The sequence below is a fragment of the Streptomyces sp. NPDC058051 genome, from assembly GCF_042885475.1.
GTDB lineage: Bacteria > Actinomycetota > Actinomycetes > Streptomycetales > Streptomycetaceae > Streptomyces.
The window spans coordinates 1-14,541 of record NZ_JBHVRW010000012.1 but is presented as its reverse complement, the minus strand read 5'-3'; the positions used below and the strand labels follow the sequence as shown (position 1 = coordinate 14,541).

The following is a 14,541-nucleotide window of genomic DNA, read 5'->3' as shown; positions in this document are numbered from 1 at the left end:
ACCTTACCGGCGGCTCTACCGGGTCAGGATGATCCGGCCCTTTGCCTCGTACTTTCCGGTGGCTGCGCCGAGCAGGTAGTCGGCCACGTCCGCGCGGCTGATCTTCCCGCCGACCCGCCCGGTGCGGGTATCGGCGTCGATCGTCGTGCAGGTGGCGGTGTGCGGGCCGTTGGTGAGCATCACGGGCAGGACGATGGTGCAGTTCAGACCGCTGGCTACAAGCTTGTCGTCCGCCACGCCCTTGTCAGCCATCAGCTTGCCCATGAGCAGTTTGGACGCGGTCGCCTGGACGACGGACTGCTGCTGGGACGAGTTGCCTGCGCCGAGCGCGGACAGCCACACCAAGCGCTCGGCCTTGCTCTTGGCCATGGCAGGCAGGAGGGCGGCGGTGGTTCGGGTGGCCAGTGTGGACGTGAAGTCCTTTCCCGGACCGAGTGCGGAGATGACCACGTCGCTGCCGGCCACCGCACCCTCGATGTCACGGGCAACGGTGGCGTCTCCGGTGATCACGGTGACGCGGCTGTCGCCACGCTGAGGCAGGCGGGACGGGTCACGCACGAGGGCCGTGACGCTGTGGCCGCCTTTCAGGGCCTGGATGAGGACCTGCTGTCCGGTGGGGCCGGTCGCGCCGAGAAGGGTGATCTGCATGGACTCTTTCTCTCTTCGGAGTGCTCATAAGCAAGCCAGCCATAAGGTGAGCGCTGCCTCATCTTCTATAGTGAGCGCGCGTTCATCTTTCCGCAACCGGGCTGGTTCATGACGGCTACAGTCGAGTCAACGGAGCGAAGAGGTGGAGCCATGACCCAGGAGCGGACTTTGCGGGCGGATGCGGTACGCAACCGTGCCAAGATCCTGGAGAGTGCCCGTGAGCTGATCACCCGGCACGGTGCCGACGTGTCCACCGACGCGATCGCGCGGGCTGCCGGCGTCGCCGCCGGGACTCTGTACCGCCACTTCCCCAGCAAGTCCGACCTCATCAGCGCTGCGCTGCAGGGAAGTCTGGAACGTCTGGCCGACATCACCGAGGCCGCGTGGGTACGGGTGGAGCGGGGGCAGTCCTCAGCGATGGAGGAGTTCCGCGCGCTCGCTGCCACGTACGTCCACACGTCGGCCCAGGATCACGCCTTCCGCCTCACGGCAGACCGTCTGGCCGAGGACCACCGGTTCAGCGAGGAGCAGATGCAACGCGCCACCGACGCCGGCCGGCGCCTGGTCGAGCGGGCCCAGGACGACGGAGACATGCACCCGGACGTCACCATCGACGACATCTATCTGCTGCTGCACTCCGCCCCTGTCGATGCGACTCTCGCGACCCGCACCCGCTGGCTCGCCCTCATGCTCGCGGGCTTCGACGCGGAGCGGCGGGAGTGGCCGGACGTGAGCGGGCATCCAGGTACATGAAGGCCGGGCGTCCGTCCGGCATGCGGCCGGACTGCACGGTGGCCGTGCCTCGCATCAGCGTCTGTGACAACAGCTTCCGGGCCCGGTGACACCACCCCCGGGTCATGTCGTCGACAGGGGCAGCGGTCATGCCGGGCCCGGAGGCCGGCGGCCCCGTTGCAGGACCGCGAAGAACATGAACGTGACAGTTCCTCTGCGGCCCGGTATGGGTGGTCGGTCGGCGCGGAGGCGTTTCGTTGACTATGTCCAGTCCGGCAGCGCGGCCTCGCTGTAGCGGGAGCCGGCCGCTCCGTGCGGCAGGATTTCCTCGATGCGCCTGAGGTCCTGGGGGGTGAGGGCGACCTGCGCGGCGGCCACGTTCTCCTCCAGACGCCGCGGGCTGCGGGTGCCCGGGATGGGCACGATGTCGTCCCCCTGCGCGAGCAGCCAGGCCAGGGCCAGTTGGGTGACCGTGCCGCCCTTGCTCGCTGCCAGGGTGGTCAGTTCGCGGACTGCGGCGAGGTTCTTCTCGTAGTTGCCGGGCTGCCAGCGGTCGTCCGCGCTGCGCATGTCGTCGGAGGGGTATGCGGCGGCCGGCTTGACGGCGTCGGTGAGGAAGCCGCGGCCGAGGGGCGAGTAGGGCACGAAGCCGATGCCGAGTTCCCGGACCACCGGCAGGACCGCGGCCTCCACGGCGCGCTCGAACACCGAGTACTCGGTCTGCAGCACCGATACCGGATGCACCGCGTGGGCCCGCCGGATGGTTTCGGGGCCGGCTTCGCTCAGTCCGAAGTAGCGCACCTTGCCTTCGGTGATCAGCTCTCCGACCGTGCCGGCCACATCCTCGATAGGGACTCCCGGGTCCACGCGGTGCTGGTAGAGCACGTCGATGTGGTCGGTGCCGAGGTGACGGAGACTGTCCTCGGTGACCTCGCGGATGTGCTCGGGACGGCTGTCGAAGGCCCTTCCGATCCTGGCCGGGTCGCTGAGGTCGAAGCCGAACTTGGTGGCGATCACGATGTCGTCCCGGAAGCCCTTCACGGCGCGGCCGAGGAGTTGCTCGTTGCTGCCGGTACCCATGCCGTACAGCTCAGCGGTGTCGAAGAGGGTGACGCCGAGTTCGTAGGCGCGGTGGATCGTGGCGGTGCTGCTCCGCTCGTCCGGGGCCCCGTAGGCGATGGTCATGCCCATGGTGCCCAGGCCGAGCGCCCCGGCCTGCAGCCCCTGGCCGCCCAGAATCCGGCGGGGGAGGTTCGTCGTGTGCTGTGTCATGCGCTCAACGCTAGGGATTCGGCACCCCGGGAGCATGGGGCACCGGTCACGTAAGATTGCCTGATCGTCTCAGCAGAGGAGTGCGCCGTGCTGGAGCGGTTTGCGGCGGCCATCGACAGGCACCGTGCGGGACCGGGCCCGGACAGCAGGATTCCGCGGTTGTCCCTTGCCGCGGCGGACGAGCCCATCGAGCCCACCGGGCTGCTGTACGAGCCGATGATCTGTTTCGTCGCCGACGGGGCGAAGCGCACCACCTCGGGAGATCTGAGCCAGGTCGTACGCGCCGGCAATATGCTCCTCACCACTGTCGACCTGCCGGTAGCCGTCGACCTGGAGAAGGTGCCCTACCGGTCTGCCGTCATGCAGCTCGACGGCCGGGTGCTCGCCGATCTGCTCATCGAGCTGGACGAGACCGGCCCGGCGGCCACCTCAGCGGCACCAGGACAGGTCAGTGCACCCATGACACCGGAGCTCGTCGACGCGGTCACCCGCTGGGTCGAACTCCTCGACACCCCTGAGGACATCCGCCCTCTCGCTCCACGCATCGAGAGCGAGGTCCTCTACCGGCTGCTGCGCAGTTCGCTCGGCCCCATCCTGCGCCAGTGGTCCCTGGCCGACTCGGCCACGAGCCGGGTGCGTGAGGTGGCCCGATGGATCTGCGACCGGTACGCAGAGCCGCTCAGCATCGACGCGATCGCCGCCGTCGCGCATATGAGCCCGGCCGGCCTGCACCGGCACTTCAAAGCAGCGACGGGCATGAGCCCGCTCAAGTACCAGAAGCGTCTGCGGTTGCAGGTGGCCCGGCAGCGCCTGGTCGCGGGCGATGCCACCGCCTCGCAGATCGCGCAGGCGGTCGGATATCTGAGCGCCACCCAGTTCAACCGCGAGTACCGCAGCGCCTACGGCCTCCCGCCCGGACAGGACGCAGCCCGGCTCCGCGCCCGACTCACCGACACCGGCACCGTCGCACCCCAGGGGCAATAGATCCGCCGACGGCCTCGACGAGACCGAACGTCCCGGCAGCCGCCGTCTCCCGCGACTGCCCTCCGCGTCCCGCTCAGCCCGCCGCGTCGATCCGCGCCGCCAGCGCACGGAACTGATCCCAGCTCAGCGCCGGTCTGCCCGGGTTCCACAGCTTCTGGGCCGTGGCCCGCAACGGCATCCGGATGCCCTGGGCCACCTGCTGCGGAGTCTGTGCGTTCGGCAGGTCGCCCCATACGGCGAAGCGGCCCCCCAGGATCTGTCCGGAGTAGCGCGACGGAACCGGCTGGGTGCCGCGCAGGACGAGCGGGGTCCACTGCTCGTAGATGCGTTGGCCCGTCGGGTAGACGAAGTTGTTGGGCTGGCCGAGCACGTAATAGAGGAACGCGTCGTTGAGGTTCACCACGGGCCGCCCCTCGCTCAGGTACTCCTCCGGCGGCCGGGCCCCGATCTCCTTGCCCGTCCAGTACTCGACCTCGATGCCCTTGTCGGCGTGGACGACTCCGTCACGGAAGAAGCCGTCGTTCCATGCCTTGGGCTGCTTGCCGCGCGGGCGCACCACCGCGGCGCGGTCGTTGAGCCAGCCGGTGGCGAGGTCCTTGACGCCGGCCTTCGCTCCGAACTTCTTCTCCGCGGCGCGTTGCAGCTGCGGGTACGAGGCGGCCGGATCCCGGGCCGTCAGGGCGAGGTACTCGTCGGCGCCGAGATGCCAGTACCGGCCGCGGAACAGCCCGGTGAACTCGACGAGCAGTTCGTCGATGAGCTTCGCCGACCCCGGGTCGGAGATGTCGAGCGATCCGGACGAGCGGACACCCGACACATTGCGCAGCTGGAGGTCGGGGTGGGCGCGCAGGACCGCGCCCAGATGGCCCGGGGAGTCGAGCTCGGGGACGACCTCGATGTGCAGCCGGGTCGCGAGGTCGACGATCTGCCGCACCTGTGCCTTGGTGAGGTGCTGCGGCGACACCACTTCGGGGTGGGTGTCGGACTGGATACGGAACGCCTGGTCGTCGGAGAAGTGCAGGCCGAGCTGGTTGAGCTTGAGGTCGGCCATCTCGCGCAGCCGGTCCTCGATCCAGGCGACGGTGTAGAACTTGCGCGCGATGTCGAGGTTGAGGCCGCGCTGCGGCCGGTCGGGGCGGTCGCGCACCTCACCCTCGGGCATGTGGCCGTCGGCGCGCACCGACTGTTTCAGGGTGCGGGTTCCGTAGAAGACACCGGCCTGGTCGGGGCCGCTGATCGTGACCCGTCCGTCGCGCGTGGCGAGGGTGTACGACTCGGGGGTGCCCTTGCCCGGGGTGAGGACCAGTTCCACGTCGCCCGCGCGGGCGGGGACGGCACCCCGGTAGCGGACCTTCAGTTCCCCGGCGAGCAGCTGCCCTTCGTCCGCGAGCGCCCCGCTGCCCGGGGCGATGACGACTCCGGCGTCGGCGCCGGGTCGCCAGCCGGGTCCGCGGGCGGCGACGTGCTCACGGACGGCGGGAATGGTGCGGGGCGGAGCGGAGAGCGGGTAGCTCCGGGTCGGCGAGGGGGTGACGGAGGCTCGCAACGGGGTGCGGGATCCCGCCTCTCCCGCCGGTCCGCTGTCGGAGCTCTCCGGCCAGACGACGACGGCGATCGTCGCGGCGGCCGCCGCGGTGAGGACCGCACAGGTCACGAGAGCGCCACGTGAGGGCGACATCGGTCAGAAACCTCCGGAAGGGGAAATGAGGCGGAAGTGAGGGGATAGCCGGTCATTCTCCTTGGAAAACGGTCGATCAGACGGAATACGCCCCATCAGGTGTTCCGAAACTCTCCCGTCCGGGTGAAGTTCGCGCATCCGTCGGACGACAGTTGCCCGGCCTCGATAGTTTTGAGGCACATTCGTCTCTCCCTTCACCCTCTTCACCCTGCATCCACCTGGTCTCATCAGTCCCGCCCGGTTCCAGGTGCACCGATGCCGCCAGTCGAGTTGCTTCGAGGAGCCCACGCTGTCCAGGTCCAGCGAGTCCCACGCCGGCCTTCCCGACCGACCGCGGCGACCGGACGTCCCGACGGCCGTCCCCGTCCAGAGTTCCGGCCCGGCTCCGACCCGCACCGCCGCCCTCGACCGCTTCAACACCGCACCGTCCGCCGAGGCCGAGGCCGCCCTGCTGGACTGCTGCGGCAGCCGCCGCTGGGCGGTGCGGGTGGCCGCCCATCGCCCGTACCCCGACCTGGACGCGCTGTTGGCCGCCGCCGATGAAGCGGGCTACGACCTGCCCCCGGCGGATCTCGCCGAGGCGCTGGCCGCGGAGGTCTCCCCGGGGCTGCACCACGCCGCGCCGCACTCCGCGCATCTCGCGCTGCGGGCCGCGCACGCGGCGTACGAATGCCGCTTCGGCCATGTCTTCGTGATCTGCCTGGACGGGTACGAGCCCGCCGAACAGCCGGACCAGGTGCTCGCGGGGATCCGGGCCAGGCTGGGCCACGACCCCGACCAGGAGCGGGTGGTCACGGCGGACGAGATGCGACGACTCGCCCGGGGCCGCCTCATCGCGCTGGTCTCGGGTTCATAACAGAACGGGGCCGGTCAGCGCGGGTGACCGGCCCCTTACTAGCCCGTCCGTGGCTGTTTGATTGCCACTTTGATCACACCAGAGGCCCCCGGGCGAGCGAACCGACAAAGCGTCGCTACGATGGCCAGGGCCGGTGGACCGTACCCGGCCGGGTCAGACCGACAGTCAAGCCGGCCGGCCCCAATCCCCGCTCCCGGAGGGTTCTTCCGTGCCGGCTGGAACGCTGTACCGCGGCCGGGAAGGCATGTGGTCCTGGGTGGCTCATCGAGTCACCGGTGTCCTCATTTTCTTCTTCCTGTTCGTACACGTCCTGGACACCGCGCTCGTCCGCGTCTCCCCCGAGGCGTACGACGATGTCGTAGCCACGTACAAGACGCCGATCGTCGCGCTCCTCGAATACGGCCTGGTGGCCGCCATCCTCTTCCACGCGCTGAACGGTCTCCGCATCGTCGCCGTGGACTTCTGGGCCAAGGGCCCGCGCTACCAGAAGCAGATGCTCTGGTCCGTCGTGGGTATCTGGGTCGTGCTGATGGTCGGGGCCCTGTACCCCGTCCTCGGTCACGCCGTACGCGAAGTCTTCGGGAGCTGAGGCCAATGTCCACCGAGTCCTCCGCCGCGATCGGCTCCGTCGAGGGCGTCAGCCTCTACGACGCGGACCACCCGGCCCCGGTCATCGAGCCGCCGCGCAAGCGGACCGAGAAGACCCCCAAGGGTTCGCGCACCAACTTCGAGATGTACGCCTGGCTCTTCATGCGCCTGTCGGGCATCGTCCTGGTCGTCCTCGTCATCGGCCACCTGCTGATTCAGCTGGTGCTGGACGGCGGCGTCTCCAAGATCGGCTTCGCCTTCGTCGCGGGCCGCTGGGCCTCGCCGTTCTGGCAGCTCTGGGACCTGGGAATGCTGTGGCTGGCCATGCTGCACGGCGCCAACGGTCTCCGTACGGTCATCAACGACTACGCCGAGCGGGACAACACCCGCTTCTGGCTGAAGATGCTGCTGTACACCGCCACGGTCTTCACCGTCCTGCTGGGCACGCTGGTGATCTTCACCTTCGACCCGAACATCCGCTAGGCGCCGGGCCAGAGGGACCAGAGGAAATCATGCAGATCCACAAGTACGACACCGTCATCGTCGGCGCCGGCGGCGCCGGAATGCGTGCGGCCATCGAGTCCACGAAGCGCAGCCGTACCGCCGTGCTCACGAAGCTCTACCCGACCCGCTCCCACACGGGCGCCGCGCAGGGTGGCATGGCCGCCGCGCTCGCCAACGTGGAGGAGGACAACTGGGAGTGGCACACCTTCGACACGATCAAGGGCGGCGACTACCTGGTCGACCAGGACGCCGCCGAGATCCTGGCGAAGGAGGCCATCGACTCCGTCCTCGACCTGGAGAAGATGGGCCTGCCGTTCAACCGCACGCCCGAGGGCCGCATCGACCAGCGGCGCTTCGGCGGCCACAGCCGCAACCACGGCGAGGCCCCGGTCCGCCGGTCCTGCTACGCCTCGGACCGCACCGGCCACATGATCCTCCAGACGCTGTACCAGAACTGCGTCAAGGAGGGCGTGGAGTTCTTCAACGAGTTCTACGTCCTGGACCTCCTGCTCCAGGACGTGGACGGGGTCAAGAAGTCCGCGGGCGTCGTCGCGTACGAGCTGGCGACCGGCGAGATCCACGTCTTCCAGGCGAAGGCGATCATCTTCGCCTCCGGCGGCACCGGCAAGTTCTTCAAGGTGACGTCGAACGCGCACACCCTGACCGGTGACGGCCAGGCCGCCGCCTGGCGCCGGGGCCTGCCGCTGGAGGACATGGAGTTCTTCCAGTTCCACCCGACGGGCATCTGGCGCATGGGCATCCTGCTGACGGAGGGCGCCCGTGGTGAGGGCGGCATCCTCCGCAACAAGGACGGCGAGCGCTTCATGGAGAAGTACGCGCCCGTCATGAAGGACCTCGCGTCCCGTGACGTCGTGTCCCGCTCCATCTACACGGAGATCCGTGAGGGCCGCGGCTGCGGCCCCGAGGGCGACCACGTCTACCTCGACCTCACGCACCTGCCGCCGGAGCAGCTGGACGCCAAGCTCCCCGACATCACCGAGTTCGCGCGCACGTACCTCGGCATCGAGCCCTACACGGACCCGATCCCGATCCAGCCGACCGCGCACTACGCCATGGGCGGCATCCCGACCAACGTCGAGGGCGAGGTACTGGCCGACAACACCACCGTCGTCCCGGGCCTGTACGCCGCCGGCGAGGTCGCGTGCGTCTCCGTGCACGGCGCCAACCGGCTGGGCACCAACTCGCTGCTCGACATCAACGTCTTCGGACGCCGTTCGGGCATCGGCGCCGCCGAGTACGCGGCGAAGCACGACTTCGTCGCGCTTCCCGAGAACCCGGCGCAGATGGTCGAGGAGCAGATCGAGCGGCTGCGCAACTCGACGGGCTCCGAGCGCGTCGCGGCGATCCGCCTGGAGCTCCAGGAGTGCATGGACGCCAACGTGATGGTGTTCCGCACCGAGCAGACCATCAAGACGGCCGTCGACAAGATCGCCGAGCTGCGCAAGCGCTACCTCAGCGTGTCCGTCCAGGACAAGGGAAAGCGGTTCAACACGGACCTCCTGGAGGCCATCGAGCTGGGCAACCTGCTCGACCTGGCCGAGGTCATGGCGACCTCCGCGCTGGCCCGCAAGGAGTCCCGCGGCGGTCACTACCGCGAGGACTACCCGAACCGCGACGACGTCAACTTCATGCGCCACACCATGGCGTACCGCGAGGTCTCGGCCGACGGCACCGAGTCGATCCGGCTCGACTACAAGCCGGTCGTCCAGACCCGCTACCAGCCGATGGAGCGTAAGTACTGATGGCAACCCCGACTCTGGACAAGGTGGAGGCGGAGTCCGCCGCCTCCCCGTACATCACGGTCAACCTCCGGATCCGCCGCTTCAACCCCGAGGTCTCCGACGAGGCCCAGTGGCAGGACTTCCAGATCGAGATCGACCCGAAGGAGCGTGTGCTCGACGCCCTTCACAAGATCAAGTGGGAGATCGACGGCACGCTGACGTTCCGCCGCTCCTGCGCCCACGGCATCTGCGGCTCCGACGCGATGCGGATCAACGGCAAGAACAGGCTCGCCTGCAAGACGCTGATCAAGGACATCAACCCGGAGAAGCCGATCACGGTCGAGGCGATCAAGGGCCTCACGGTCCTCAAGGACCTCGTGGTCGACATGGACCCGTTCTTCCAGGCGTACCGCGATGTCATGCCCTTCCTCATCACCAAGGGGAACGAGCCGACGCGTGAGCGTCTGCAGTCCGCCGAGGACCGCGCGCGGTTCGACGACACCACGAAGTGCATTCTCTGCGCCGCGTGCACGTCCTCGTGCCCGGTGTTCTGGAACGACGGCCAGTACTTCGGCCCGGCGGCGATCGTCAACGCGCACCGCTTCATCTTCGACTCGCGCGACGAGGGCGGCGAGCAGCGCCTGGAGATCCTCAACGACCGTGACGGTGTGTGGCGTTGCCGCACCACCTTCAACTGCACGGACGCCTGCCCGCGTGGCATCGAGGTCACCAAGGCGATCCAGGAGGTCAAGCGGGCGCTGATCACGCGCCGCTTCTGACCGCCCCAGGCACACCCGTCGCATCCGAGGTCCCGTTTTCCGCACGAACACTGCGGGAAGCGGGGCCTCTTGCTGCGCCGTCCGGGTCTTGACGGTACGGTCATGCGGAACCGGACACCGGTTCGCCGTCTCCGGCGCAGCAAGGCGCGGAGCGCGAAAGCTTGATCGAAAGCGGGGAACGTTGAGCGATCCGAATCCGTACGCGGACGACTCATACAAGTGGGGGACTCCCCAGCAGCCGGGCAATCCGCCCACCGTCCCGGACGGCCAGGGCACTCCGGCCTACGGCTACCCGCAGCAACTGCCGGAGGCAGCGGCCCAGCAGGCCCCGGGATACGGCTACCCTCCGGAGCAGGCGGGCCAGCCGACCATGCCCGGATACGGCTATCCGCAGCAGCCCGGCCTGCCGCCCGGCACCGCGGGTTCTGCCCCGATGCTGACGCTCGGCGACATCACCGTCATGAGCGACCAGATCGTGACTCCGGCCGGCACCATGCCCCTCAAGGGCGCGGTGTGGACGGCCACGGACCTGTCACGCACCGAGGAGAAGATCCCGACCGTCGCGATCGTGCTCGCGATCGTCTTCGCGCTGCTCTGCCTGATCGGTCTGCTCTTCCTCCTGATGAAGGAGAAGAAGACGACCGGCTTCATCCAGGTCTCGGTGACCAGCGGTGGCAGGCACCACTCGACGATGATCCCGGCCACCGGTCCGGAGACGTTCCAGATGGTGATGGCACAGCTCAACACGGCCCGTTCGATGAGCATCTGACGGACCACCCACGATGGCCGGTCTCCGGCACACCGTCGCCGTCGTCGCGCTGGACCGTGACCGGCTGCACGCGTACGCCGGGACGATGGCCGTGCGGCTGCGCAGCCCGGAGCGGCCGGGGGCGCCCGGCGACGGCGCGGCCGGCCGATCACCTCGTCGCGGATCCCGATGACTCCGGGCCGGCGCCCGGTGCCCCGGCCGAGTCCCGGGGCCCGGCCGAAGGGATCGGCTGAGGCGGTCCGTGCCCCGGACGCGGGCGGCCGGGTGCCGGAAGCGGGCGAGTGCCGGACGCGGGCGGCCGGGTGCCGGAAGCGGGCGAGTGCCGGGGGCTCAGACCCACCCGGCGCCGCCCCGGTCCTCGGCGACCACCATGATGCGCCGCAACATGTCGTTGAGCAGCGTGCGTTCGTGCTTGTCGAGGACGCCGAGCAGCCGGTACTCCTCGTGCCCGAGGACGTCCATCGCACCCAGCCAGGTCCCGCGTCCCTCGTCCGTGAGCTCCACATCGACCCGTCGGCGGTCGGTGACGGAGGGCCTGCGGCGGACGAAACCGCGTCGTTCGAGCGCGTCCAGCCGGCCGGTGACGGAGGCGGGAGCGAGATCGAGGTCGGCGGCGAGCTCGGAGGGGGTCGCCTTTCCGCCGCGTCCGGCCAGCTTGTGGAGCGTGTCGAACTCCTGGCGGTCCAGGTCGAAGTCGACCAGGGACTGTTCGCGCACCCGGCGCAGATGGACGGAGAGCTTCTTCATCCGGGTCACCGCGCCCTCGACCTCGGGATCGAGGTCGGGAAGGACGGGCTTCCAGCGCTCCACGTGTCCGTCGGTCCAGTCGCGTCGTCGCTCCATGGGCACAGGGTACGCCCGGCCTCCCGCTTCACTTCGGGCCAGATACTTCGTTGACGAATAATTCGGTACCGAAATAGATTGCGCGCATGCCGCACCCCTTGCGCACGCGCGCCTTCCGCCTGCTCTTCATCGGACGCACCCTCTCCCTCCTCGGCGACGCCGCCATCCCCACCGCCCTCTCCCTGGCCGTCTACCTGGCCACCGGTTCGACCGGCGCACTCGCCCTGGTCCTGGGCTGCGCGATGGTCCCCAAGCTGCTCCTGCTGCCACTGGGCGGCGTCGTGGGCGACCGCTTCAACGCCCGTACCGTCGCGCTCACCACCGATCTCGTGCGGTGCGCGACGCAGCTCTTCGTCGGCGCGGAGCTGCTCGGCGACTCCCCCGCGCTCTGGGAGATCGCCCTCGCCGAGGCGATCGGGGGCGCCGCCGGGGCGTTCGCGATGCCGACCATGTCACCACTGGTCCGCGGCACCGTGACGGAGTCGGGGCTGCTGCGCGCCAACTCACTGATGGCGGTGGTCAGGAGTGCGACCCGGCTGGGCGGCCCGGCCCTCGCCGGGGCCCTGATCCTCACCGCGGGACCGGGCTGGGCGTTCGTGCTGGACGGCGCGACCTTCGCGGTCAGCGCCGCACTGCTGTCCGCCCTGCACGTCCGGCACGTCCCCATCCCCCGTCGCTCGGTGCTCACGGACCTCAAGGAGGGCTGGACCGAGGTCAGGAGCCGCGACTGGTACTGGACGAGCCTGGTCGCCCACGCCGTCTGGAACGGCGCGGCAGCCGTCCTGATGACCGTGGGTCCGGCACTCTTCGTCCGGGAGCTCGGCGGCAAGGGCGCCTGGGTCGCCCTCCTCCAGACCGGCGCGGTCGGCCTGCTCCTCGGCTCCCTGCTGGCCGGCCGGGCCCGCCCCCGCCGCCCGGTCCTGACCGCCAACCTGGGCCTCGCCACGTACGCCCTCCCGCTCGGCCTTCTCGCCGTCCACGCGCCCGTCGCCCTGACCATCGCCACGTACGGCGTCGCCCAGGCCGGCCTCGGCTTCCTCAATCCGGTCTGGGAGACGGCGGTCCAGGCCGCCGTACCCGAGCACGCCCTGGCCCGCGTGACCTCCTACGACTGGCTGCTCTCCCTCGGCGCGACACCGCTCGGCTACGCCGCGGCCCCGCTCGCCGCCTCGGCGTGGGGCGCCGAAGTCCCCCTGGCCGTCGCCGCGGTGGCGGTCGGCGGAGCCTGTCTGGCGACGGCGTTCGTGCCGGGCGTACGGCGCTTCGGGGAGCCCGGCAAACAACGAAGCGCCGCCGCAGCATCGGCTTGAACATGTTCAATTACAGGTCTACAGTCCATGACAACAGAATTTGAACGCGTTCAAGGGAGGGTGGGGCATGGACCTCACTGTGCTCGCGTACGTCATCTACCTGCTCATCAGCGTGGCGCTCACCATCTGGGTCGCGCGCACGCTCAGCCGCAACGGCAGGGTCTTCCTCGCCGACGTGCTGCACGGGAACGAGAAACTCGCCGATGCCGTCAACCACCTGCTGGTGGTCGGCTTCTACCTGGTCAATCTGGGCTTCGTCACCCTCTACCTGAGGAGCGACGAGGCGGTCACCGACGCCCGCGGACTGTTCGAGGCACTGTCGGTGAAGCTCGGTGTCGTCCTGCTCGTGCTCGGTGTGATGCACCTGGGCAACGTCTACGTGCTCAACAGGATCCGCCGTCGCGGGATGATGGAGCGCGAGCAGACCCCGCCCGTACCGCCGCAGGGCTGGACGGGTCCGGGCAACGGTCCGTGGGCCGCACCGGCCACCGGCGCCTGAGCGCGCCGTGACGACCGCGACGACCGGGCAAGAGCTCTCCGTCCAGCGCCTCACGGTGCTGTACGACGCGCGGTGCCTGCTCTGCGTCCATCTCAGCCGGTGGCTGATGAAGCAGCGTCAGCTCGTCCCGCTCGACCTCGTTCCGGCGGACTCCGACGAGGCGCGCCGCCGCTTCCCCGGGCTCGACCACGCCGGAACGCTCGACGAGATCACCGTGATCGGCGACCGGGGACAGCTCTACCGGGGCACCGACGCCTGGATCGTCTGCCTCTGGGCGCTCACCGAACACCGGCCCAGGTCCCACTGGCTGGCCACCCCGGCGGGCCGACCGGTCGCCCGGGCCACCGTGCTCGCCGCCGCGAAGTACCGGTCGCTGACCGCGAAACCCTGCGGCGACGGATCCGGGGACGGTGCCTGCACGGTCCCCGGATCCGGGGGCTGACCGAGGCGGATACCCTCGGGGCTGTGGTGAAGGAAGCGAAGGACGCGAAGGAAGCCCCGGACGTGAAGGAAGCCAAGGCTCCCAAGAGCGAGCAGACCCGCACGCTCATTCTCGAAACCGCGCTCCGGCTCTTCCAGGAACGCGGCTACGACAAGACGACGATGCGGGCCATCGCCCAGGAGGCCGGAGTCTCCGTCGGGAACGCCTACTACTACTTCACGAACAAGGAACACCTCGTCCAGGGCTTCTACGACCGGCTCGCCGCCGAGCACGAAGCGGCGGTGCGGCCCGTCCTGGACGGTGACAAGGACCTCGCGGTGCGGATGCGCGGGGTCCTGCTCACGTGGCTGGACGTGGCGGAGCCGTACCACCGCTTCGCTGCCCAGTTCTTCAAGAACGCCGCCGACCCGGAGAGCCCGCTCAGCCCCTTCTCGCCCGAGTCGGTCGCCGCACGCGAGGCGGCGATCTCCATCCACCGGCGGTGCCTGGCCGGCTCCGACGCCAAGACGGACCCCGAACTGGCGCGGCAGCTACCCGAGTTGATGTGGCTCATGCAGATGGGCCTGGTGCTGTACTGGGTGTACGACCGGACGGAGCACACCGAACGCAGCCGCCGCCTGGTCGAGCGCTCCGCCCCGATCGGCGCCCGCGCCATCGCGCTCTCCCGGTTCCGGGCGCTGCGTCCGCTGGTGCGGCAGATCCACGGGGTGCTGGAGGAGTTCCTGCCCGGCGCCGTGAAGCGCCAGGACTGAGCGTGTCGTTCATGGCCCGGTAGGTGCCGGCCGGCTCGCGGACGAGCCCCGGGCAGAAGGGGGCGGGCCCGCCCCCCCCCGGCCCGGCCGGGCCCCCCCCCCACCCCAGGCCCCCCCCGCCCGCAACCCCCCAACACGCCCGC

Annotated in this window: 17 protein-coding genes; 13 read left to right on the top strand and 4 right to left on the bottom strand. The window is 69.6% G+C overall.

Annotated features, from left to right (window positions below; all coding sequences use genetic code 11):
• Positions 1-15 precede the first annotated feature (15 nt).
• Positions 16-648 carry an NAD(P)-dependent oxidoreductase gene (locus ACFVUT_RS19995; protein WP_389651129.1) on the bottom strand — a complete coding sequence of 211 codons (633 nt, stop codon included), beginning with the start codon at positions 646-648 and terminating at the stop codon, positions 16-18.
• A gap of 150 nt (positions 649-798) precedes the next feature.
• Between ACFVUT_RS19995 and ACFVUT_RS19990 the strand changes: the two genes are divergently transcribed.
• Positions 799-1,401, top strand: a complete 603-nt coding sequence (locus ACFVUT_RS19990) for a TetR/AcrR family transcriptional regulator (RefSeq protein ID WP_389651126.1) — start codon at positions 799-801, stop codon at positions 1,399-1,401.
• A 240-nt stretch (positions 1,402-1,641) separates the two neighbouring features.
• Here ACFVUT_RS19990 and ACFVUT_RS19985 read toward each other — a convergent pair whose 3' ends face one another.
• The gene (locus ACFVUT_RS19985; protein WP_389651123.1) at positions 1,642-2,652 is read right to left on the bottom strand and encodes an aldo/keto reductase; all 1,011 of its coding nucleotides are present in this window, start codon (positions 2,650-2,652) and stop codon (positions 1,642-1,644) included.
• Positions 2,653-2,739: 87 nt separating this feature from the next.
• Between ACFVUT_RS19985 and ACFVUT_RS19980 the strand changes: the two genes are divergently transcribed.
• Positions 2,740-3,636 (top strand): AraC family transcriptional regulator N-terminal domain-containing protein, encoded by an 897-nt coding sequence (locus ACFVUT_RS19980; protein ID WP_389651120.1) that lies wholly within the window; start codon positions 2,740-2,742, stop codon positions 3,634-3,636.
• A 73-nt stretch (positions 3,637-3,709) separates the two neighbouring features.
• Here ACFVUT_RS19980 and ACFVUT_RS19975 read toward each other — a convergent pair whose 3' ends face one another.
• Positions 3,710-5,314, bottom strand: coding sequence for a glycoside hydrolase family 20 protein (locus ACFVUT_RS19975; protein ID WP_389651117.1), 1,605 nt, complete (start codon positions 5,312-5,314; stop codon positions 3,710-3,712).
• A gap of 247 nt (positions 5,315-5,561) precedes the next feature.
• Between ACFVUT_RS19975 and ACFVUT_RS19970 the strand changes: the two genes are divergently transcribed.
• From ACFVUT_RS19970 to ACFVUT_RS19940, 7 genes are all read left to right on the top strand, one after another.
• A complete protein-coding gene (locus ACFVUT_RS19970) occupies positions 5,562-6,170 on the top strand; it encodes a 2-oxo-4-hydroxy-4-carboxy-5-ureidoimidazoline decarboxylase (RefSeq protein ID WP_389651114.1) in 609 nt (202 codons plus the stop codon).
• 208 nt (positions 6,171-6,378) lie between these two features.
• Positions 6,379-6,759, top strand: a complete 381-nt coding sequence (gene sdhC, locus ACFVUT_RS19965; RefSeq protein ID WP_072486591.1) for a succinate dehydrogenase, cytochrome b556 subunit — start codon at positions 6,379-6,381, stop codon at positions 6,757-6,759.
• A gap of 5 nt (positions 6,760-6,764) precedes the next feature.
• A complete protein-coding gene (locus ACFVUT_RS19960) occupies positions 6,765-7,241 on the top strand; it encodes a succinate dehydrogenase hydrophobic membrane anchor subunit (RefSeq protein ID WP_389651109.1) in 477 nt (158 codons plus the stop codon).
• Positions 7,242-7,270: 29 nt separating this feature from the next.
• Entirely contained in the window at positions 7,271-9,025 is a 1,755-nt protein-coding gene (gene sdhA, locus ACFVUT_RS19955; protein WP_389651107.1) for a succinate dehydrogenase flavoprotein subunit, read from the top strand.
• Positions 9,025-9,783 (top strand): succinate dehydrogenase iron-sulfur subunit, encoded by a 759-nt coding sequence (locus ACFVUT_RS19950; RefSeq protein WP_389651104.1) that lies wholly within the window; start codon positions 9,025-9,027, stop codon positions 9,781-9,783. The genes sdhA and ACFVUT_RS19950 overlap by 1 nt, the downstream gene beginning before the upstream one ends.
• A 181-nt stretch (positions 9,784-9,964) precedes the next feature.
• Positions 9,965-10,552 (top strand): hypothetical protein, encoded by a 588-nt coding sequence (locus ACFVUT_RS19945; protein WP_389651102.1) that lies wholly within the window; start codon positions 9,965-9,967, stop codon positions 10,550-10,552.
• A 13-nt stretch (positions 10,553-10,565) separates the two neighbouring features.
• The gene (locus ACFVUT_RS19940) at positions 10,566-10,724 is read left to right on the top strand and encodes a hypothetical protein (protein ID WP_389651099.1); all 159 of its coding nucleotides are present in this window, start codon (positions 10,566-10,568) and stop codon (positions 10,722-10,724) included.
• 158 nt (positions 10,725-10,882) lie between these two features.
• On the opposite strand, the gene ACFVUT_RS19935 is transcribed toward ACFVUT_RS19940, so the two are convergent.
• A complete protein-coding gene (locus ACFVUT_RS19935) occupies positions 10,883-11,395 on the bottom strand; it encodes a MarR family winged helix-turn-helix transcriptional regulator (protein ID WP_389651096.1) in 513 nt (170 codons plus the stop codon).
• A gap of 86 nt (positions 11,396-11,481) precedes the next feature.
• On the opposite strand from ACFVUT_RS19935, the gene ACFVUT_RS19930 reads away from it, so the two are divergent.
• The 4 genes from ACFVUT_RS19930 to ACFVUT_RS19915 all read left to right on the top strand — a co-directional run bounded on the left by ACFVUT_RS19930 (position 11,482) and on the right by ACFVUT_RS19915 (position 14,398).
• On the top strand, positions 11,482-12,705 hold the full coding sequence (locus tag ACFVUT_RS19930; protein WP_389651093.1) for an MFS transporter: 1,224 nt from the start codon (positions 11,482-11,484) through the stop codon (positions 12,703-12,705).
• 67 nt (positions 12,706-12,772) lie between these two features.
• The gene (locus ACFVUT_RS19925) at positions 12,773-13,204 is read left to right on the top strand and encodes a hypothetical protein (RefSeq protein WP_389651090.1); all 432 of its coding nucleotides are present in this window, start codon (positions 12,773-12,775) and stop codon (positions 13,202-13,204) included.
• Between the two features lie 7 nt (positions 13,205-13,211).
• The gene (locus ACFVUT_RS19920) at positions 13,212-13,646 is read left to right on the top strand and encodes a thiol-disulfide oxidoreductase DCC family protein (protein WP_389651087.1); all 435 of its coding nucleotides are present in this window, start codon (positions 13,212-13,214) and stop codon (positions 13,644-13,646) included.
• A 23-nt stretch (positions 13,647-13,669) separates the two neighbouring features.
• Complete coding sequence (locus ACFVUT_RS19915; protein WP_389651084.1) at positions 13,670-14,398, top strand: TetR family transcriptional regulator; 729 nt, start codon at positions 13,670-13,672, stop codon at positions 14,396-14,398.
• The last annotated feature ends 143 nt before the right edge of the window (positions 14,399-14,541 follow it).